This is a genomic window from Maribellus comscasis, assembly GCF_009762775.1.
GTDB classification, from domain to species: Bacteria; Bacteroidota; Bacteroidia; order Bacteroidales; family Prolixibacteraceae; genus Draconibacterium; species Draconibacterium comscasis.
This window is the reverse complement of record NZ_CP046401.1, coordinates 4,038,809-4,060,974: the sequence shown is the minus strand read 5'-3', so window position 1 is coordinate 4,060,974 and position 22,166 is coordinate 4,038,809. Positions and strand designations below refer to the sequence as shown.

The 22,166-nt window shown below is 39.6% G+C and carries 18 protein-coding genes; 11 read left to right on the top strand and 7 right to left on the bottom strand.

Annotated features, from left to right (window positions below):
* Nucleotides 1-32 precede the first annotated feature (32 nt).
* The 3 genes from GM418_RS16030 to purE all read right to left on the bottom strand — a co-directional run bounded on the left by GM418_RS16030 (nt 33) and on the right by purE (nt 3,460).
* Nucleotides 33-2,075 (bottom strand): helix-hairpin-helix domain-containing protein, encoded by a 2,043-nt coding sequence (locus tag GM418_RS16030; RefSeq protein WP_158868089.1) that lies wholly within the window; start codon nt 2,073-2,075, stop codon nt 33-35.
* Entirely contained in the window at nt 2,075-2,890 is an 816-nt protein-coding gene (locus GM418_RS16025; RefSeq protein ID WP_158868087.1) for a hypothetical protein, read from the bottom strand. The genes GM418_RS16030 and GM418_RS16025 overlap by 1 nt, the downstream gene beginning before the upstream one ends.
* Before the next feature lie 63 nt (nt 2,891-2,953).
* Nucleotides 2,954-3,460, bottom strand: a complete 507-nt coding sequence (gene purE, locus GM418_RS16020; protein WP_158868085.1) for a 5-(carboxyamino)imidazole ribonucleotide mutase — start codon at nt 3,458-3,460, stop codon at nt 2,954-2,956.
* A 113-nt stretch (nt 3,461-3,573) separates the two neighbouring features.
* Between purE and hpt the strand changes: the two genes are divergently transcribed.
* The 10 genes from hpt to GM418_RS15970 all read left to right on the top strand — a co-directional run bounded on the left by hpt (nt 3,574) and on the right by GM418_RS15970 (nt 16,700).
* Complete coding sequence (gene hpt, locus GM418_RS16015; protein ID WP_158868083.1) at nt 3,574-4,116, top strand: hypoxanthine phosphoribosyltransferase; 543 nt, start codon at nt 3,574-3,576, stop codon at nt 4,114-4,116.
* 12 nt (nt 4,117-4,128) lie between these two features.
* Nucleotides 4,129-4,701: an adenylate kinase gene (locus GM418_RS16010; RefSeq protein ID WP_158868081.1), complete on the top strand. Its 573-nt coding sequence runs from the start codon at nt 4,129-4,131 to the stop codon at nt 4,699-4,701.
* Between the two features lie 85 nt (nt 4,702-4,786).
* Nucleotides 4,787-5,776 carry a GTPase ObgE gene (obgE, locus tag GM418_RS16005; RefSeq protein ID WP_158868079.1) on the top strand — a complete coding sequence of 330 codons (990 nt, stop codon included), beginning with the start codon at nt 4,787-4,789 and terminating at the stop codon, nt 5,774-5,776.
* Complete coding sequence (locus GM418_RS16000; protein ID WP_158868077.1) at nt 5,776-6,468, top strand: phosphatase PAP2 family protein; 693 nt, start codon at nt 5,776-5,778, stop codon at nt 6,466-6,468. Before obgE ends, GM418_RS16000 begins: the two co-directional genes overlap by 1 nt.
* A gap of 1 nt (nt 6,469) precedes the next feature.
* Entirely contained in the window at nt 6,470-8,257 is a 1,788-nt protein-coding gene (locus tag GM418_RS15995; protein ID WP_158868075.1) for a MutS-related protein, read from the top strand.
* Nucleotides 8,258-8,440: 183 nt separating this feature from the next.
* Nucleotides 8,441-10,276 carry a DNA topoisomerase IV subunit B gene (locus GM418_RS15990; protein ID WP_158868073.1) on the top strand — a complete coding sequence of 612 codons (1,836 nt, stop codon included), beginning with the start codon at nt 8,441-8,443 and terminating at the stop codon, nt 10,274-10,276.
* A 41-nt stretch (nt 10,277-10,317) separates the two neighbouring features.
* A complete protein-coding gene (locus GM418_RS15985) occupies nt 10,318-12,969 on the top strand; it encodes a DNA gyrase/topoisomerase IV subunit A (RefSeq protein ID WP_217447491.1) in 2,652 nt (883 codons plus the stop codon).
* 11 nt (nt 12,970-12,980) lie between these two features.
* Nucleotides 12,981-13,562 carry a shikimate kinase gene (locus tag GM418_RS15980; RefSeq protein ID WP_217447490.1) on the top strand — a complete coding sequence of 194 codons (582 nt, stop codon included), beginning with the start codon at nt 12,981-12,983 and terminating at the stop codon, nt 13,560-13,562.
* 158 nt (nt 13,563-13,720) lie between these two features.
* Complete coding sequence (locus tag GM418_RS15975) at nt 13,721-14,974, top strand: C1 family peptidase (RefSeq protein WP_158868071.1); 1,254 nt, start codon at nt 13,721-13,723, stop codon at nt 14,972-14,974.
* A gap of 94 nt (nt 14,975-15,068) precedes the next feature.
* On the top strand, nt 15,069-16,700 hold the full coding sequence (locus GM418_RS15970) for a thiamine pyrophosphate-binding protein (RefSeq protein ID WP_158868069.1): 1,632 nt from the start codon (nt 15,069-15,071) through the stop codon (nt 16,698-16,700).
* A 50-nt stretch (nt 16,701-16,750) separates the two neighbouring features.
* Here the strand turns inward: GM418_RS15970 and GM418_RS15965 are convergent, their stop codons facing one another.
* The 4 genes from GM418_RS15965 to glpK all read right to left on the bottom strand — a co-directional run bounded on the left by GM418_RS15965 (nt 16,751) and on the right by glpK (nt 20,869).
* Nucleotides 16,751-16,915, bottom strand: coding sequence for a hypothetical protein (locus tag GM418_RS15965; protein WP_158868067.1), 165 nt, complete (start codon nt 16,913-16,915; stop codon nt 16,751-16,753).
* Between the two features lie 95 nt (nt 16,916-17,010).
* Nucleotides 17,011-17,760 carry an MIP/aquaporin family protein gene (locus GM418_RS15960; protein ID WP_158868065.1) on the bottom strand — a complete coding sequence of 250 codons (750 nt, stop codon included), beginning with the start codon at nt 17,758-17,760 and terminating at the stop codon, nt 17,011-17,013.
* A gap of 18 nt (nt 17,761-17,778) precedes the next feature.
* Nucleotides 17,779-19,341, bottom strand: coding sequence for a glycerol-3-phosphate dehydrogenase/oxidase (locus GM418_RS15955; protein ID WP_158868063.1), 1,563 nt, complete (start codon nt 19,339-19,341; stop codon nt 17,779-17,781).
* Nucleotides 19,342-19,372: 31 nt separating this feature from the next.
* Entirely contained in the window at nt 19,373-20,869 is a 1,497-nt protein-coding gene (gene glpK / locus GM418_RS15950) for a glycerol kinase GlpK (protein WP_158868061.1), read from the bottom strand.
* A 213-nt stretch (nt 20,870-21,082) separates the two neighbouring features.
* Between glpK and GM418_RS15945 the strand changes: the two genes are divergently transcribed.
* On the top strand, nt 21,083-22,081 hold the full coding sequence (locus tag GM418_RS15945; protein ID WP_158868059.1) for an NAD(P)H-dependent glycerol-3-phosphate dehydrogenase: 999 nt from the start codon (nt 21,083-21,085) through the stop codon (nt 22,079-22,081).
* Nucleotides 22,082-22,166 lie beyond the last annotated feature (85 nt).

The following is a 22,166-nucleotide window of genomic DNA, read 5'->3' as shown; positions in this document are numbered from 1 at the left end:
TTGTAAAACAGGGCAAAGTAATGAATTCAAATCTATATTTTCAACCTCAATTGAAATTTTAGTTCGGTTTTTTGATTCCCGGCTATTTCATTATAGCCCGAACTGATTGATTCCCGTTCGTTGTAAATGGTGTGTCCGATTTTGAACCAGCAATCCAATTTTTCTGAAATCTGATATTTTAAATTGAAATATCCCCGGAACCCTTTATCGTAAAATGCCGGGACAGAAAATGTATAAAGCAGGTCGTTTTCGTAAGCATAAATACGGGAATTGTATCCCCCGGTTGAAAACCAGGCCAGCCGGACAGAACAATTCAACGGAAAGGAAACCGATGAATATTGTACATCCTGAAACATTAAAAATCCTTTCTCTTTTTCCAGTCCTTTAAAAAATGAATGCTCAAAACGGGTTTTATAAGTATACTTTTCACCGGGTTTATACTGAAGATGCAAGCGAATTTTTCTGTTTTGTTCTGATTTGTTCTGATATAATTTATCAAGTTTTACTTTCTGATCTTTTTCTTTATTTTTATAACGAAGATAAAACTGAAATTTCTCCGAGAATCGAAAATCGGCTTGTGTAAAAACCTCCCATCCGGTTGCCGGGCCGGCAGTTGTATAATTCACCCACTCCGAATGATAAAAATCGGTATAGGCTGAAAGTGTCACAAATTTAACCGGCAAAATCCGGGTGCCCAAATACAAGCCTGTTTCATTTTCGGCTGAACTTCCTTCGGCAAACGGATTTGCCCAAAGTGCATGATAATCTTTATCGAAATGGCGAAATAACAATGATAAATTAAAACGGTCGTGCCAATGTGCTACCGCACCCTGCAAAAATGCTTTCCCTTTTGATTTTGAAATTGCAGCTTCGCCAAACAACTGGTATTTTCCTCTGCTGAAAAGATAATCCATGCCGGCCGTATAATTTTTCGACCCGGAAAAACGAAATTTGTTGTATAATTGCTCATTTCGGACAAAAGGCAAACCAAACTGCTCTGCAACAAAAGTAGCTCCCAGTTTCAGGTAGTTAAACTGCCAGGTTACAATCGCTCCCCAATTCAAATTTTCAAGCGATTTTTCATCGGCTATTTCATTTTCCGTGCGATGATAACCTGAAGTTTGCAAACTTGAAAAACTTGTTGGAAGCGAATCGGTAAAAATAATATTTGCATCATCGTTTTTGTGAGAGTAAAAAAGGATCAGGCCAAGGTCTTGGAATTTTAATGAAGTTGCAAGGCCTCTGAAAAACTTGTTTTCATCGGTCGAAGTAAATGGACGCACTCCCTGGTTGGTTTTAAAAATATCAAGGGCATTAAGCGATTTATTCATAGAAAACCCCTGCCAAAGCACCAGCCCCTGTCCCGAGCGAATCCAAAAATCACCAACGGTAACATTTTCAATAACCGAACTCATTTTGGTGCTTATATGACCAGAATAAAAATCAAATCCACTTCTGTTTGAGCCAAGAAAAAATGCCTCGCCCGGATCTTTTTCAGCCGTAAAACCTACAGAGAAATTATCTCCAGCTTCAAAACGGTAACGCGAATAATACCTGAGCCGGCTCCCTTCATAAGGAATCGAACCATCATCTCTTTTTTTATATCCTTTTGGAATTTGTGTTGTTGTCAGCGTTCGAATCAATAATTGATGTCGCCCGTATTTTAAGGTTTCAGAAAAACGTTGAGGCTCTTCTTCCAATGTGCCAAACGAAATAAATGGTTCCATTTTCAAAAGCAAATCAGGTGAAAATCCCTCAATGGTATTTAGTTCATAAATGGAATAAATTGCACCATACTGTTCACGGTAATGAATTAAATTCCGAATTTGAATGTCGTCCAGAAAGTGTAAACGGGAAAGCTCTGATGCAGAAGCAGAATTAATATTAAGCGGATTTTCTGCCAAACGTTCCAAATCTTCAATTATCAGTGCGGCACCTGACTCCTCTTCCAGTGTTCCTGCCAGTGATTCCAAAATCGCTTCAATGGTTCGAAGCGGATCTGTCTCTTGTGCAGACAAACCTAAGGAAGCAAGCAAAAGTGCAAAAGCAATGATATGTTCTTTGCCCCATTTCATTATAAATTAAACTGAAGTGAAACTGATGGTGTAAACCCAAGGTTTCCGTGATAGCTAAAACCGATATCGGTTGTAACTTTTCCAAAGGTGTAGCCAAGTCCGGCTGTGTATTTAAAAGGTTTTCCCGAAACTCCAAAACGTAAAGCTAGGTTCTCTACCGGCTTGAATTCTACTCCTGTTTTCATGAGTAATGGATTCCTGCTGTTTTTTTCGGCTTCAAAAGCCAGGAGAACCACTGTATCAAAATGATAACGCCCGCCCAAACGAAAAACAGCAGGCACCTTTTGTTTCCCGTTTAATGTTTCTATTCCACGCAAAAAAGGATTAAAAACATGCGCCCCAAACACCAAATCCTCCGAAGCTGAGAAAATGGCACCTCCCTCTATTGTTACAAAGCCTTTTGAGCGCGAGTTTTCCGGAAATGTTTGCGACAGATAATCAAGTTGAATTCCTGCACCAAGCCTTTTTGTCAGCAGCTTTGAAAAAGCCAGTCCAAATTTATTTTCTTTAAAATTTCCTTCTCCAAATTGAAAAAAACTGACTCCAAAATTTCCGGAAGCAGTTGGCAACACCAGGGCTCCTGAAACAAGAGAAAGTTCCTCAATCTGAAATTTCGACTCGTAGAAAAAACCAGCGGAAAAAGCATTTACACCAGTCAACCCGGCCTGATTGTGAAAGGTACTCCAAACATCGGAAAAAGAAACTGACGCATGCGAAAGTGCCAGCGAACGTGCACCGGAAGGGTAATTCTCAATAGAAAATGCAAAAATACCGAGAATCAGGAAGCTAACTGTAAACAAAAACTGTTTCATCATAAATTAGAAGAGACGGAAAAATCCGTCCCCACTAATTTACTAAAATATCTTATTTTCTAAAAATCAATTGGTTTTGAAGTTGTATTTCACTTCTGAGAGTTCGGAATTTGCTTTTACAATTTTCTGTTTCAGACTCTCTTTATAATCTACCAATTTTTGCATCAACACATCATCCCCTGTAGCCATCATTTGAACAGCCAAAATAGCGGCATTCATCGCACCGTTTACAGCAACGGTTGCAACCGGAATTCCCGGAGGCATTTGAAGGATAGCCAGAATTGAATCGAAACCGGAAAGACTCGCATTAATCGGAACGCCAATTACAGGAACCGGAGTCATTGCTGCAATCACTCCAGGCAGGTGAGCTGCCATTCCGGCACCAGCAATAATCACTTTAATTCCATTGTCCCTGGCTCCTTTCGCAAATTTCTCCACTTCATCCGGTGTACGATGCGCTGAAAGCGCATTCATTTCAAACGGAATTTCAAAATCGTCGAGTAACTTTGCAGCTTTTGCCATCACATCCAAATCGGACGTGCTCCCCATAATAATACTTACTTTTGGCTCCATGTTTTATAACTTATATTTTCAGTTAATCGAATTGTTTTGTTAATTTGTACATTTTATTTTTTCAAAGGCGAAATTACGGCAATTTAACAACTAAAAAAAATCATTTTTCTTTGATGAAACAGGTAAAAATCCTTGACAAAGAGTTTAAACTCTTTATTCCATACGAAAAAATCCGTTCCGAAGTAGAAAAAATGGCGGAGAAAATGAACAATGAATTAGCAAATAAAAATCCTCTTTTTATCTGCATTTTAAACGGGTCATTTATGTTTGCCGCCGAACTTTTTAAACGTATCGATTTGCTGGATTCTGAAATCACTTTTGTAAAGCTGGCATCCTACGAAGGAGATAAAACAACAGGAAATGTTAAACAGTTAATCGGGATAAACGAAAAAATTGAGGGCAGAACAGTTGTTGTGCTTGAAGATATAGTGGATACAGGAATCACCATTGAAAATATTCTGAAACAACTCGAAGGAATGAATCCGAAAGAGGTAAAAATTGCAACACTCTTACTCAAACCGGATGCTTTACAGAAACAAGTTCAGTTGGATTATATTGGTTTGGAAATTCCTAACGATTTTATCGTTGGATATGGTTTGGATTACGATGGCTATGGTAGAAATTTAATAGATATTTACTCAGTTATTAACGATTAAAAACCAAAAAAAATGCTAAATCTTGTATTATTTGGCCCTCCGGGAGCGGGGAAAGGCACACAGGCTGAATTTCTAATCAATTCATTTGGATTGAACCACTTGTCAACAGGCGATTTACTTCGAAGTGAAATTGCAACGGGAACAGAGCTTGGCCTGGAAGCCAAAAGTTATATGGACAAAGGAGAACTGGTGCCCGACGAAGTGGTTATCGGAATGATAAAAAGCAAACTGGCAAGCAACAAAGATGCAAAAGGCTTTATATTTGATGGTTTCCCTCGAACCGTTGAACAAGCAAAAGCACTGGACAAGCTTCTGAAAGAAAATGACACACCGATTTCAGGCATGCTGAGTCTTGAGGTAGAAAAGCAAGAATTGATAAACCGTTTATTGAGCCGGGGAAAAGTTTCAGGCAGAGCTGATGACCAGGACCAGTCTGTAATTGAAACCCGGATTAATGTATACAACAAAAAAACATTACCGTTAATTGAATATTACAAACCACAAGGCAAACATTTCGGTATAAACGGTATGGGAACCATCGAAGAAATTGCCGGAAGGTTAAAAGAAGTAGTAGGAAAATTTTAATTGCTTTTGTATGTATTTCTGCTTTAACAGCGAAGTTTACCGCAAAACATAATCATTCAAAAAGAAGGAGTAAAAAGGGAAGAAAATGGCTGAATCAAATTTTGTTGATTACGTAAAGATTTTTTGTAAATCGGGAGACGGAGGGGCTGGTTCAGCGCATTTGCGAAGAGAAAAGTATATTCCAAAAGGAGGCCCCGACGGAGGCGATGGTGGCCGAGGGGGACACATTATCCTGCGGGGAAACCAAAATATGTGGACTCTCCTTCATTTAAAATATCAGAAACACATCAAAGCCGGACATGGCGAAGCCGGAGGTAAACAACGGAGTACCGGAGCAGATGGGGAGGATATCACTCTGGAAGTTCCGCTGGGAACCGTTGCACGAGATGCCGAGTCAGGTGAGTTTCTGTTTGAAATCACAAAACATGGCGAATCACAAATTTTAATGGAAGGCGGTCGTGGCGGATTGGGGAACGACCACTTTAAATCATCAACCAACCAAACACCGCGTTACGCCCAGCCAGGTGAAGAAGGTGTTGAAGGCTGGAAAATACTGGAATTAAAAGTTCTCGCTGATGTTGGACTGGTTGGTTTTCCCAGTTCCGGCAAATCAACCTTACTTTCTGTGGTTTCGGCAGCAAAACCCAAAATCGCTGAATACCATTTCACCACCCTTGTACCAAATTTAGGAATTGTAGGACACCGGGAGCAGCGTTCGTTTGTAATGGCCGATATTCCGGGGATTATTGAAGGTGCACACCAGGGGAAAGGTCTGGGAATTCGTTTTTTAAGACATATTGAACGCAATTCGATGTTGCTTTTTATCGTACCGGCCGACAGTAAAGATCATCTCAAAGAATATAAAATCCTTTTAAATGAGCTTGAAAAATACAATCCTGAGTTACTTGACAAACAGCGCTTTTTATCCATTGGGAAAGCAGACATGCTGGATGAAGAACTGATAAAAGAAATCAGCAACGAATTAAAAGGAATTCCACACATGTTTTTTTCATCGGTTACAGGATTCAACATTCAAAAACTAAAAGATAAAATCTGGGAAATATTAAACAGTTAATGGAGTTACTTCAAAAAATATTGGAATTAGATACCGAGCTTTTTTTATACCTGAATAGTTTTCACAATGATTTCTGGGATACAATCATGTTAATGGCCACGCGAAAAGAGACCTGGCTTCCTTTTTACGCTGTTATCCTGTTTTATTTTGTAAAAAAATACCGTGAAAAATCAATTTTAATTGTGATTTTTCTGGCTTTAACAATTTTAGCCAGCGACCAGATTTCAGTTTTAATCAAACATTGGGTTGAACGCCTGCGACCTGTATATAATCCGGAAATCGAACATCTTGTACATAATGTTTTACGAAAAGGAGGAAAATATGGCTTTGTATCTTCTCATGCGGCCAACACTTTTGGTATTTATGTTTTCACTTCCCGTATTTTCAAAAATCGCAGTTACAGTATTTTAATATTACTTTGGGCACTTTTGCTCTCGTATTCGCGTATTTACTCAGGAGTTCACTACCCTACTGATATTCTTTTTGGTGCACTTTTAGGATGGGGAATTGGTTGGATAATGTTCAAAACATTAATGTTTCTCGACATTCACTTTTTTGGAACTCGAATGCCTAAAATTGAAACAACCGGTTTAGCCATAAAACAGTCTGGCACAGTCTTTCTTGTATTTCTCACATTAACAACAACTGTTTTGATTGTTGTTTCCATTCTCCACTATTATAATTATCTGTAAAATGAACCGACCCGTTTCAGATTTTTACAACGAAAGAAAAGAAAAATTTACAGAGGATTTAAAAAATGTATCAGGCCTGCTTCGACGTTTTGTCTGGTATCGTTTAGCCTCATTTATTTTAATTTTCATTCCTGTTTCAACACTTGGTTTCGACACGTGGCTAACAATGTTTTTTACTGTCGCGGCCCTTGTCCTTTTTTCCTTCTTGGTAAAAAAGAATATTGAGCACGAAAAAAGAAAGAAAAAAATTTCTGTGCTGTTAAAAATTACAAAAAACGAACTTCTGGCTTTGCAGCATTCGTTTTCGCATTTTGAAAACGGGGAGTCATTTTTGAATACCGAACACTTTTTCACATACGACCTCGATGTTTTTGGCGAGGGTTCTCTGTTTCAGTTTTTAAACCGTACCTCTACCCAAAGCGGACGCAAAAAACTGGCGAACTCGCTCATTCATCCATCTCTGGATAAAAATGAAATTGAGAAAAAACAGGAAGCCGTAAAAGAGCTGTCTGAAATACCTGAGTGGCGACTTCAGTTTTTAGTAAACGGATTACTCTTTGAAGAAACCAAGGAGATGAGCAGAGAAATTAAAAACTGGTCAAATACAGAACTGGATTTAAAAAACAGGAAAGCTACAAAGTGGCTAATTGGCATTTTGCCGCTGCTGACATTTATTGCACTAATACCCGTAGTTACCGGTTTTTCCAATTTTTATATATCTTCTGCAATTCTGGCACAATGGATTCTGATGTTTTTTTATGGAAAAAGGATCCGTCAGTACTTTCGCTACTTTGGCCAGAAATCGAATCTCCTTGAAAAATACATGCAATCGTTGAAACTCATCGAAGAAAAGGAATTTCAAACCGTATATCTTCTTGAGCTGCAAAAAAAAGTTATTGCTCCCGATTCGGCAAGTCATGTTTTCAATAACTTAAAAAAACGGGTAACAGAATTTGAGTACCGGGGAAATATTATTGTAGGATTTATTTTGAATTCACTTTTCCTGTGGGATATTCGTTGTGTTTATAAACTTTGGAAATGGCACAACAAAAATCATAAAAAACTGACCGCCTGGCTCGATGTGATTGCAGAAATGGACGCTTTAATAAGTTTAGCCAATTTTGCCAATAACCAACCGGATTTTACCTTTCCTAAAATACACGACGGAGGTTTTACTTTCCAGGCAAATCAATTGGGACACCCGCTCCTGTTATCAGAAAAAAGAGTATGTAATGATTTTGAAATCAACGGCTGGTCAAAAGTTATGATTGTAACCGGAGCAAATATGGCCGGAAAGAGTACTTTTTTGCGTACAGTTGGTGTTAATCTTATTCTTGGGCGCATTGGAGCACCGGTTTGCGCCAATGAAATGAAATTCACGCCGGTAAGGATTTATACCAATATGCGCACAACCGATTCATTGTTAAAAGACGAATCGTACTTCTTCGCTGAATTAAAAAGGATAAAAGGCGTTCTGGACAGACTACAAAAAGGCGAGCGAATTTTTGTAATTCTTGACGAAATGCTCAAAGGAACCAACTCTGTTGACAAATTAAATGGCTCAAAAGAACTTATTCGCAAACTGGTAGAGTTTAGATCAGTTTCGTTGATTGCAACACACGATTTAAAACTTAGCGAAATGGAAGAAGAATTCCCGCAACAGGTGTTCAACAAATGTTTTGAAATAAAAATTGAAAACGATGAACTGGTTTTTGATTACAAACTTTCGGATGGTGTTACACGAACCATGAACGCTACTTTTTTGATGAAAAAAATGGGTATTATTTAAAATTTTTAGTCGAGCCAAAGAAACCCACGATATTAAAAATTGATTGTTGAAAACTTAGCTAATCCCAGTAAAAACAGCACTTACAGAACACACTTTTCAACCATACACTGTTAAATACTGAAGTGTTTTAATCTCGAAAACCATCATTGTTTTAGTTATATTTGTGCCAAATTGAAGATAACTATGACTCCGAATTACGACGAAGGGACAATTAAAACACTCGACTGGCAGGAACACATACGGAAGCGTCCGGGAATGTACATTGGAAAATTGGGCGACGGCTCAGCGCCCGACGACGGAATTTATGTTCTTTTAAAGGAAGTTATGGACAACTCCATCGATGAGTTTATGATGGGATTTGGAAAAAAAATAACCATAAACATCGATCAGGAGAAAGTAGTTGTTCGTGACTACGGACGTGGAATTCCTTTGGGAAAACTGGTGGATGTTGCCAGCAAAATGAATACCGGGGCCAAGTACGATTCAAAAGTATTTAAAAAGTCGGTGGGATTAAATGGAGTCGGAATAAAAGCGGTTAACGCACTTTCGTCTAATTTTACAATAAAAGCCGTTCGTGAAGGAGTGGCCAAAGAAGTATTCTTTAGTCAGGGTATAAAAACCGATGAAAAAGACTACAAAGGGCTGGACGAGCCCAATGGCACACAGGTGGTATTTGAGCCCGACCAAACTGTTTTCAAAAAATTTCGTTTCATCAGCGACTATGTCGTAAATATGATGAAAAACTATACCTTTTTGAATGCGGGTTTAACAGTTGAATTTAACGGGGAAAAGTTTTATTCACGCAACGGTCTTCGCGACCTTCTGGAAGAAAACATGAACCACGATCTCATATATCCCATCATCCATTTAAAAGGGGAAGACATTGAAGTTGCGATCACCCATGGGAATCAATACGGAGAAGATTACTACTCGTTTGTAAACGGGCAACACACCACACAGGGAGGAACCCACTTACAGGCATTTCGGGAAGTGTTGGTAAAAACCATCCGCGAATTTTACAAAAAAGATTTTGACCCTTCAGATATCAGGGCTTCCATTGTTGCGGCAATTAGCATAAAGGTAGAAGAACCGGTTTTTGAATCGCAAACAAAAACCAAACTGGGTTCAAAGGATATCGGCCCCAACGGTCCTTCAGTGAGGGCGCATGTTGGAAATTTCCTCCAGAAAGAACTGGATAACTATCTTCACAAAAACCAGGAAACAGCAGAGATTCTTTTAAAAAGAATCGTTGAATCGGAAAGGGAAAGAAAAGCCATTTCCGGAATTAAAAAACTGGCAAAACAGCGCGCAAAAAAAGCCAATCTGCACAACAAAAAATTGCGCGACTGTCGCGTTCATTTTAACGACAAAAATGAAAGAAACGAAGAATCGAGTATTTTTATTACCGAGGGGGATTCAGCCAGCGGTTCAATTACAAAATCGCGCGATGTAAACACCCAGGCTGTTTTCAGCTTACGGGGAAAACCGCTTAATACATACGGTTTAACCAAAAAGGTGGTATACGAAAATGAAGAGTTTAATCTTCTTCAGGCAGCCTTAAACATTGAAGAAAGTATGGAAGACCTTCGTTACAACAAGGTAATTATTGCCACTGATGCCGATGTTGACGGGATGCATATCCGGCTGCTGCTTATCACTTTCTTTTTACAATTTTTCCCCGAGTTGATTCGGAAAGGCCATGTTCACATTCTTCAAACCCCGCTTTTCAGGGTAAGAAACAAACAAAAAACCTACTACTGCTATTCGGAAGAAGAAAAAGAGAAAGCCATCAAAAAGTTAAAAGGGAAACCGGAGATTACAAGATTTAAAGGGTTGGGAGAAATTTCTCCGGATGAATTCAAAAATTTTATCGGGAAGGATATTCGCCTTGATCCTGTTATGATGAAAAAGCACGAGTCGGTTGCACAAATGCTGGAATTTTACATGGGAAAAAATACTCCCGACCGACAGGAATTTATAATCGACAACTTGTATGTCGAAAAAGACGAAGTAGCGTAAATTTTTACTAACCATATACAAGCCATTTGTTTTAAAACAGTATGGACGAAAAAGAGGGAATGTCAGAAGAAAATATAAATGAAGAGGAACTCCGGGACGATAACATCAAAGAGGAAATTACTTATTTGCCGGGGATGTATCGCAACTGGTTTCTCGACTATGCATCTTATGTAATTTTGGAACGTGCCGTTCCTTATATAAACGACGGACTAAAACCGGTGCAGCGCCGAATTATGCATGCAATGCGCGAAATGGACGATGGCCGCTACAACAAAGTAGCCAACATTATCGGGCAAACCATGCAATATCACCCACATGGCGATGCATCAATTGCCGATGCCATTGTTCAACTGGGGCAAAAAGATTTATTGATTGATGCTCAGGGAAACTGGGGGAATATCCTTACAGGTGACGGAGCCGCAGCTGCCCGTTACATTGAGGCCCGTCTTTCAAAATTTGCTTTGGAAGTTCTTTTTAATCCGAAAACGACAGAGTGGAAACTTTCCTATGACGGACGAAAAAGAGAACCGCTTACTCTTCCGGTAAAATTTCCGTTGCTTCTGGCACAGGGAGTAGACGGGATTGCTGTTGGTCTGGCTTCAAAACTTTTCCCTCATAACTTTAACGAACTTATCGATGCATCCATTGCCTACCTCCGTAAGCAGGACTTTGAAATCGTCCCCGACTTTCCAACCGCAGGTATGGCAGATTTTAGTAAGTACAACGATGGTTTAAGAGGCGGTTCGGTTAAAGTTCGGGCAAAAATTGAAAAACTCGATAACAAAACCCTTGTAATTACAGAAATTCCATATGGAAAAACGACTACTACTTTAATTGAGTCGATAATTAAAGCAAATGACAAGGGAAAAATCAAAATAAAAAAGATTGACGACAACACAGCCCAGGATGTTGAAATCCTTGTTCACCTGGCTTCAGGCGTTTCGTCAGACAAGACCATTGATGCATTGTATGCTTTTACCGATTGTGAAGTTTCACTTTCGCCCAATGCATGTATTATTGAGAACGACAAACCTCTTTTTATCGGGGTAAAAGAAATTCTGAAAAGATCGGCGGACAGCACAGTGGATTTGCTGAAAATGGAGCTGGAGATAAAAAAGGCCGAACTGGAAGAAGCATGGCATTTCTCTTCGCTGGAGAAAATATTTATTGAGGAACGCATTTACAAAGACAAAAAATTTGAAGATTCGGAAAACATGGACCAGGCGATTGCGCACATCGACAAAAGACTGGATCCCTGGAAGCCAAAGCTAAAACGTGAAGTTACCCGTGAAGATATTTTAAAACTGATGGAAATCAGAATGGCCCGTATCCTCAAATTCAACAAAGACAAAGCTGAAGATTTTTTGCATGCCATCGAAGATGAAATTGCCGATGTTGTTAATAATATTGAAAACATTATTCCATATACCATTAAATGGTTTAGCCATTTGAAAAACAAATATGGAAAAGGACGTGAACGTAAAACCGAAATCAGAAGTTTTGAAAATATTGTTGCATCAAAAGTAGTGGTAAAAAACGAAAAGCTTTATATCGACCGGAAAGAAGGTTTTATGGGAACCGGACTGAAAAAAGCCGAATATGTTTGCGATTGCTCCGATATTGACGATATTATTGTTTTCAGACGCGACGGCACCTATTTTATAACCAAAGTTTCAGACAAAGCTTTTATTGATAAAAATCCGCTACACATTGCCGTTTTCAAAAAGAATGACAAAAGAACCATTTACAACGTGGTTTATAAAGATGGGAAATCAGGCTATTTTTACATGAAACGTTTTTCTGTTACGGGAGTTACCCGCGACAAAGAATACGATGTAACAAAGGGTTCAAAAGGTTCGCGCATTGTTTATTTCTCAGCCAATCCAAATGGCGAAGCCGAAGTTCTGAAAGTAATTTTGAAACCCAAGCCGCGTTTGAAAAAACTACAGTTTGAGGTTGATTTGGGAGAACTGGCAATAAAAGGCCGCCAATCGATGGGTAATCTTCTCACCAAACACGATGTACACAAAATCAACCTGAAAGAAAAAGGCGTATCAACACTGGGAGGACGCAAAATCTGGTTCGATGAAGACGTGCTTCGATTAAATGCGGATAAACGAGGAAAATATTTGGGTGAATTTTCCGGCGAAGATAAAATTCTCGTTCTATACAAAAAAGGAGAATACCAGCTATACAACTACGATTTGAGTAACCATTTTGATGACGACATTCTTTGTATTGAAAAATACGATTCAGGAAAAGTATTGTCGGCTGTTTATTTTGATGCAGAAATGCAGTACTACTATGTTAAACGTTTTGAAATAGAAGAAGCAGAAGGAAAATTGTATCGTTTTGTTGGCGATAATTCTGATAATAAACTGGTAAGCATAACATGGGTTCGTTATCCGAGACTGGAACTTGAATTTGGCGGTAAAAACTCGGAACGCGAAAATGAAATTATCGAAGTTGCTGAATTTATTGGTGTTAAATCCTGGAAGGCTAAAGGGAAACGACTCTCCAATTACCACGTGGACAATATCAAAGAGCTGGAGCCCATAATTAAAGATGAAGATGACAAGCCCGAAGAGGAAGAGCCGGAAGAAAAGAAAGGCTTTGATGATGTTCCTTTCGAAATAAAAAGACCAAAAAAAGATGACGAGGAGGAGAATCCTAATCAGATGTCACTTTTCTAAATGAATAACATATGGCAGGACGCAAAACCAGCGTCCTTTTTTATTTTTGCCAATCTCCGATTCACTTTGTATTTTTACGTTTTTCAAGAATTATGAGAATATACCTGATTGGTTACATGGGATGCGGAAAGTCAACGTTAGGGAGAAGACTTTCAAAACACACCGGCCTGCAGTTTGTGGATATGGACCACTACATTGAAGAACGAAACTGTAAAACAATACCTCAAATTTTTGCTGAGGACGGAGAGGCAGAATTTCGCAAAAAAGAACAAAAAGCATTACAGGAACTCTCGGAGTTTACCAATATTATAATTGCTACCGGTGGCGGTGCACCCTGCTTTTTCGATAATATCGACCTAATGAACAAAACCGGAAAAACAATATATATGAATATTGATCCGGGAATTCTGGCCGATCGCCTTTTAAAGTCGAAAACGGAACGTCCTCTTATCAAAGGCAAATCGCGCGATGAGTTGGTTGCTTTTATTGATGAAACACTAAAAAAAAGAAACGAATTTTATACACAGGCCCAATATCAGATTACCGAACCCGACATTGAATTGGATTATGTAATGAAAATGCTGGAAGAATGATCTTAGGTTCTTTTTTTTCCTCTTCATTTGCTGACGATCGTCATCTGTTACCTCACTAAATAAAACTAACTTTTCGGGCTTCAAAAAATATATTTTATCTCAATCAAAGTTTTGGTTGCATTGCGTTTAAAATTTGACTTATTCAACAAAAAATATTTATGAAACGGAATTTTTTAGCATTAATGGGATTGTTGTTTGCCTTTGGTACAATGGCCCAGAAAAATGAAGACAAAGGAAAACTCGAAGTTGTAGAACAAGGCAAAGGGTTTTATTATGAATCGATTTTGAAAGATGTAAATGCAGTGGAAGATAAACTGGAAGAAAAAGAACCCTACAAAAGATTTGTAATGGATCAGTCGGGGCTTGATTTGCCGAACGACAAAAGTTTGTATCAAACAGTTTGGTGCCAGCCAACCATTTCGCAGGGAAACGGAGGAACATGCTGGTGCTTTTCAACCTCGTCGTTTTATGAAGCAGAAATCTACAGACAAACCGGTAAAGAAGTAAAACTTTCGGAAATGTACACGGTGTATTGGGAGTATGTCGAAAAAGCACGTCGTTTTGTTGAAAAACGAGGAGACTCCCATTTTAGTGAAGGTTCAGAAGGAAATGCTGTTGCCCGGATTATGGAAATGTATGGTGCCGTTCCTGAAAGTGCATACACTGGTTTGTTGCATGGACGAAAATTTCACACCCACGCAAAAATGATGGCCGAAATGTCAAACTTCCTGAAATCGATGAAAGAATCGAACTCCTGGAATATGGAATACGGACTGGCAACCATTAAAGACATTATGAAACACTACATTGGTGAACCGCCGATTGAATTTACTGTTGACGGAAGAAAATATACGCCAAAAACCTACTTAAAAGATTACCTGAAACTGGATCCAAACAATTTTGTTGAAATCATTTCGTACAAACAGGAACCATACTGGGAAAAAGTAGAATACAAAGTACCCGATAACTGGTGGCACAACAAAGATTATTACAATGTTCCGCTCGATGTATTTATGAAAGCGCTGAAAGAAGCAGTGAAAAAAGGATATTCCGTTTCGATTGGCGGCGATGTTTCGGAAACCGGTTTTAGCCGCGAAACAAACTGCGCCATTATTCCTGACTACGATATTCCTTCAGAATACATCAATGAAGATGCGCGACAGTTCCGCTTTTCAAACGGCACAACCACCGACGACCACGGAATGCATCTGATTGGCATCCTGGAAAACTACAAAGGCGCTGGAAAAGACTGGTACCTGATCAAAGACTCTAGTTCCGGCTCTCGCAACGTGGGGGAAGACAATCCAAACTTTGGCTACTATTTCTTTAGCGAAGATTACATCAAACTAAAAATGATGGACTTCACCATTCACAAAGATGCCGTTCAGGAAATTCTGAAAAATTTCAAATAAAATATTTCCATCTTTTTAGAAAAGGTTCTTTTATCGGGAACCTTTTTTCTTTTGCACCAATATTGATAACTTACAAAACCTAAATAAAAAAAATATGGCGACGGTTGCCCGGCAATTTGCACAAACTTTAAAAGAAATCGGAGTTCGATATGTTTTTGGCGTTCCCAGCGGAAATATGATTGACTATATTGAAGCGCTCCGCGAAGAAGAAAATATCGATTTTATTTTGGTTGGGCACGAAACTACTGCTGCATTTATGGCCGGTGTAGTTGGCCGGTTAACAGGAGTTCCGGGTGTGTGTTTTGGCACGTTCGGACCGGGAGCTACCAATTTGAGTACTGGAGTGGGAGGTGCATTTCTCGATCGTTTTCCAATGATTGCGTTCACCGATGAAATGCCTGAAAATCTGCTTCCCCGAACTGTTCAGATGAATATCGATCACCAACAACTTTTTAAACCAATTACTAAACTTACCACTCGTTTTACTGCTGAAAATGTTCGGGAAATTATTTTGAAGGCTGCCGGAATCGCCGTTTCTGAATATCCGGGGCCGGTACATGTTGGCGTTCCTGCGGGAATTGGGCAAACTGAAGTTTATGAAACTGACGTGAATGTCAATTATCTTCAGCTAAAAAAAGATCTTTCTCAAAATTCACAGGACGAATCGCTACGGGAGGCAAAGACATTGTTTTTAAACGCCGAGAAACCAATTCTTGCAGTTGGGCTAAGTGCTGTCCGTGCTGACATAAAATCGCTGCTGACACAACTCACAGAAAAATTTCAGCTTCCGGTTGTGTTGACTCCGATGGCAAAGGGAATGTTTCCGGAAAAACATCCACTGTATACAGGAGTTCTTTTTCATGCTTTATCCGATAAAGTTGCGTTAACCTACCAACAGGCCGACCTCGTTATTGGAATTGGTTACGATCCGGTAGAATTTAATTATGAAGACTGGATGCCCAAGGTCCCGCTAATTCATCTTGATGAAAAAGAGGCTGATGTTGATAAAACTCAAATCAGCAAAGTGGTAAATATTCTGGGTGAACTTAAAACGTCAATCCCTCAATTTTTAAATAGTAAACAGATTCAAAACACATGGAATCTGAAAAATATTCAAATTCGGAAAAACATACTTTTTCATGAATTCACGCCTCAACCCAATCATTTTGGGCCGCTAAATATTGTAGCTGAATTACAAAATACGCTTCCTAAAAATGGAATTTTAACAGTTGATGTGGGCGCGCATTTACATTTGATTGGCCAAATGTGGCAAACGCCTTCTCCTGAAAAATTACTTATGACCAACGGCTGGTCATCGATGGGATTTGGCATTCCGGCCGCATTGGCTGCAAAACTTTGTCATCCGGAATTGGAAGTTGCCTGCCTAACCGGAGATGGAGGTTTTCTGATGAACGTAGGCGAGCTTGCTACTGCCAAACGACTCAATTTAAAAATTGTATTTATCGTAATTTATGACAACAGCTTGTCGCTCATCAAAATAAAACAAGAAAAGAAAAATTTTAGAAGTGATTACGGAACTCCGCTCGACATGCTTTCAGAAGAAGCGACCAATCATTATTTTGGCGTTCCGGTGATTCGTGCGAGCAATCAAAAAGAATATAAAAATGCGCTTCAACAGGCTTTTCAAGCCACCGGACCAACAGTAATTGAAGCTGTGGCAGACGGAAGCAAATACGAAAAATTTGTACTAAAACCAAACAAATAAAAAGGACTTCTGTAACCCAGAAATCCTTTTCTACTATTCAATTTCAAAATCTATTTCATCACAAATTTGACCATCTTGTCTTCAATCATTTGCTGTAGTTCGCTCAGCAAGGCCTGTTCGTGTCTGTCGATATGACCATCTTCGGTTGCGATATGAATAATTTTATCATATTCATCGCGTGTAATTTTATGGTCCTCGATTGCTTTCTCAATCATCTCACGCAGGCGAATTGAGCTGTCACTAATTTTATTTTCCATGTTCGTAAGTATTAGTTTCTTTTTTATTAAACCCAAAAATAGCAGAATATGTTTTAGTTTATCATAAGATTGATAATTAAATAAACCAAAGCAGCCAATCCTGCCCCGGCAACAGGCCCAAAAAACGGAACCCAAAAATAACTCCAGTCGTTGTCATCTTTTGCTTTGAGCGGCAATAAAGTATGAACTATCCTCGGGCCAAAATCACGCGCCGGATTAATTGCATATCCGGTAGTTCCGCCTAAACTCATACCGATGGAAAAAACCACCAAAGCAACCGGCAACGCCCCCAGCGATCCCATTCCCACTTTATCGCTTCCCAAACTCACGTAGTCAAGCTGAGGCAGAGTTATGAGCAAAACAGCCAGCACAAGTACAAAGGTTCCGATCACTTCAGAAAAAAAATTACTCCCATAACTTCGTATAGCAGGTGCGGTACAAAAACACGCTTTTTTTGCCCCTGGCTCGGTCGTAATATCAAAATGATTTTTAAAAAACAGATAAACCACAGTAGCGCCAAACATTGCTCCCAAAATTTGAGCAAGAATAAACGGGAGTACTTTTACCCATTCGAACAGGCCACTAAATGCCAGTCCCAGTGTTACGGCGGGATTTAAGTGAGCGCCGCTGATATCGGCAGTAGCCAGCACGGCTACATATACAGCCATTCCCCAGCCTGCTGTTATTACAATCCAACCCGCTCCTTTGCTGTGTGTTTTATCGAGATTTACGTTGGCTACAACTCCATTTCCCAAAAGAATCAGAATAAATGTGCCCAGGAATTCTCCAAAAAATTCTGTCATAATTTATTGGTTTTTATCTTAGTCTTTAAAATAATAGTTCTCTGCCACTGCTTTATAAACTTGTATTTGGTCAGCAATCCATTTCTCGTCACGATTGAGTTCCTTCGCCATTAATTGAGCTACTTCCGGGGCAATCCGGATACTTTCACGGGCGTCTAAAAACAATGCACGAGTGCGGCGTGCGAGCACATCTTCTACTGTTCTTGCCAATTCTTTTTGTACCGCCCACACAACCTGCGATTTTAAAATCTGCAATTTTTCGCTCAGCCATCCGCTCCAGGTTTTTTCCTCTTCCCCCAAAGCAATAACTTCTTCTTTTTCCAAACCGTATGGAGAAAGCGGATCGTTATACGGATCGATGTCCATTCGGTACCCGTGAATGGGCAAATGCCGTGTTACACATTCTCTCTCCGGCAAACCTCCCAGCATAATTGCTTTTTCAATTGTATCTTCAGCCATTTTTCTGTAAGTCGTCCATTTCCCGCCGATAATAGTGATTAATCCTGAAACCGAAATCAGAATTTTGTGGCCACGAGAAATTTCCTTGGTTGCTTTTTTCTCTCCGTCAGGCTTTGCCAGCGGTCGTAATCCGGCAAACACACTCAATACATCTTTCCGTGTTGGCTGTTTTACCAGATACTGTCCTGCCGTTTCCAAAACAAAATCGACCTCTGACTCAAGTGCAACCGGTTCAAGAGAATGATTCTCAACAAGCGTATCAGTGGTACCAACGACCACATGATTATGCCAGGGGACAGCAAACATCACTCTTCCATCAGATGTATGCGGAACCATGATTGCATAATTGTTAGGTAAAAACTCTTTATCGAGAATCAAGTGAATTCCCTGACTCGGTGTAATCATATCCTTTTTTTCGGGTTCATCCATCTGAATAATTTCATCGGCAAAAACCCCGGTCGCGTTGATTACTACTTTTGCCTGTATCTTCATCTCCTCTCCACTTTCCTGGTCAACCGCTACAACACCCGAAATCAGTTCGCCATCTTTAACCAGTTCTGTAACCTTGCAATAGTTTAAAACTGTGCCGCCATAATCAATACAGGTTTGCGCCAGACTTATGGCCATTCTTGAGTCATCAAACTGTCCGTCCTGATAAATAACTCCTCCTTTTAGCCCCTCTTGTTCCACCGTTGGGAGAGCTTTGACTGCTTCTTCGAGCGAAAGGTGTTTAGACGGCCCCAGCCCGAGCTTACCGGCCATCAGATCATACACTTTTAATCCGACCGTGTAAAACGGGCCACCCCACCAATCGTAAGTTGGAATAACAAAAGACTGGTTAGTAACCAAATGTGGTGCGTTTTTGAACATCAAACCACGCTCTTTTAGGGCTTCAAAAACCAAAGAAACATCCCCCTGTTGAAGGTAACGAACACCTCCATGAACCAATTTTGTACTTCTGCTGGATGTACCTTTTGCAAAATCTACCTGTTCCAGCAACAAAGTTTTATATCCCCTGGAAGCTGAGTCAACTGCGCAACCCAGTCCGGTGGCCCCTCCTCCGATTATTACAATATCCCAGGAACTCTTTTTTATTTTTTTTAAAATTTTTTCTCTTTTCATCTTCAATTCTTTGGGTGGATTAGATTACCAATTAATGTGTTTCGTACCATTTTTTACTACGCTCAACCGCTTTTGACCAATTTTTTATAACTCTTTTTATTATCGTCTTATCCTCAACCGGCTCAAAAATTTTATCTACCTGCCATTGTTTTTTTACCTCATCAATGCTGTTCCAGAACCCCGTAGCCAATCCTGCCAGATACGCAGCTCCCAGTGCCGTAGTTTCCGTAACTTTAGGCCGAACAACTTTTGTATCGATCGAATCGCTCTGAATTTGCATCAATAAATCATTCACGGCAGCTCCTCCATCTACACGGAGCTCATTTAATTCTATTTCTGAATCTTTTACCATGGTCTCAATCACTTCCATTGACCTGAATGCAATGGCTTCAAGAGCAGCGCGGGCTATGTGAGCCTTTCCTGTTCCACGGCTTAACCCAATTATTGCTCCAGTCGCATACTGATCCCAATGTGGTGCCCCCAGACCAACAAATCCCTGTACGAACGATACTCCTCCATTATCGTCCACTTCTCGGGCAAGAGCTTCAATCTCGGATGAAGACTTAATAATCCCAAGCTGATCGCGTAACCATTGCACTACTGCACCGCCAATAAAAATGCTACCTTCAAGTGCATAAGTAACTTTATCGCCAATTTGCCAGCCAATGGTCGTTAACAATTTATGTTTTGATACAATCGGTTTTTCGCCCGTATTCATTACCACAAAACAACCGGTTCCGTAAGTATTTTTTACCATACCCTTTTCGACACACATCTGGCCAAATAAAGCTGCCTGCTGGTCGCCCGCAATCCCGGCAATTGGGATTTCTTTGCCAAAGATCTCAACAGATGTATTTCCGTAAACCTCGCTACTTGGTTTTACTTCAGGAAGAATTCCCGCAGGAATATCAAGAATTTCGAGCAATCCCTGATCCCACTTTAAGTCGTGAATATTGTAGATTAAAGTTCGGCTGGCATTGGTTACATCGGTCACATGAAGATCTCCTCCAGTCAATTTCCAGATAAGCCAGGTGTCCACCGTCCCAAACGCAAGTTTCCCCTGTTTTGCAAGGTCGCGGGCGCCCTCCACATTGTCAAGAATCCATTTTATTTTTGTACCTGAAAAATAAGCATCAATGACCAGCCCTGTTTTTGCGGCTATCAATGGCTCCAGTCCTTTTGCCTTCAAATTGTCACATATTCCGGAAGTCCTTCTGTCTTGCCACACAATCGCATTGTAAACAGGTTTGCCGGTTTCCCGATTCCAGACAATAGCAGTCTCACGTTGGTTTGTGATTCCTATCCCTGCAATTTCAGCAGCTAAAATTCCCTGTTTTTGAATAACTTCTCTTGCTACCTTCAGTTGTGTTTCCCAAATGGTTTCAGGGTTATGTTCCACCCAACCTGCCTGCGGATAAATCTGTTCAAATTCCTGCTGGGCAACATTAACGATTTCGCCTGAATGATTAAATAAAATGGCCCGGCTGCTGGTTGTTCCGGCATCGAGCGAAAGAATATATTTTTGCATAAAATTAGGTTTAATTAGAAATCCTGTAAATAATAATTGCTCCTGAATTTACAACTTTAAAAGCAAACTCAAGGAATATTTTACAGCATCTTCAAAACAATTTACCGACAGCTTTTCAATCAATAATATAAAAATGAAAAACATATCCTATTTAAAATTCTTTGCCTGATTCCTGATAAACTTTTTACTTTTGCCCGCCGAAACTCATAAAGAATGAATATAAAACGAGACAAAGTTGCTGTAATTGGAAGCGGAAGTTGGGCTACAGCAATAGCAAAAATGTTGCTTGAAAATGTTAAAGAAATCAATTGGTTTTTCCGAAAAGAAGAAACCATTAAACAGTTCAAAAAACAGGGAAATAATCCCAGATATCTTCAAAGTGCAGCGTTCGAAACTGACCGGATTCATTTTTTTAGCAATATAAATGAAATTATTAAAGCATCCGACATTCTGGTATTGGCCATTCCTTCTGCATTTTTACCACAAATTTTTGGCGGCACTTCGGTCGATATAAGCAAAAAATACATTCTTTCAGGAATTAAAGGAATTGTTTCCCGGGAAAATTATCTTGTGGTAGAATATTTAAATAAATATTTTAATGTAACTCTGGAGAAAATGGGTGTTATTGCAGGGCCATGTCATGCGGAAGAAGTAGCATTGGAAAAATTATCCTATTTAACCGTTGCAAGTTTAGATGAAGAAAAAGCAAGCAATTTTGCACAACTCATTCGAAGTGAATACATTTTCACATCGGTTTCTGATGATATCTGGGGAACGGAATACGCATCAGTTATAAAAAACATAATTGCCATAGGTGCGGGAATTGCACACGGCTTACGTTACGGAGACAATTTCCAGGCAGCGATGGTGGCCAACTCTATTCAGGAAATTAAACGATTTGTAGATGCTGTTCACCCTATTTCGCGCGACATAAAAGACTCTGCATATTTAGGCGATTTGATGGTAACTGTTTATTCACAATTTAGCCGAAACAGGACTTTTGGAACCATGATTGGTAAAGGCTACTCTGTAAAAAACGCGATTCTGGATATGAACATGATCGCTGAGGGCTACTATGCTTCACGCTCTATTTATGAAATTAACAGGAAATACAGAGCACACATGCCCATTTCTGACATGGTATTTAAAATTCTTTATGAAAATGCTTCTCCAAAACGCGAGATGGAGAAATTAACTCATCAACTCAGTTAAAAAACCGATATCAATCATTAACGCAGCTGTTTTTGTCATCTTTTTGTTTTTATTAACGTCTTGTTATACAGACAAGTGAATTCTT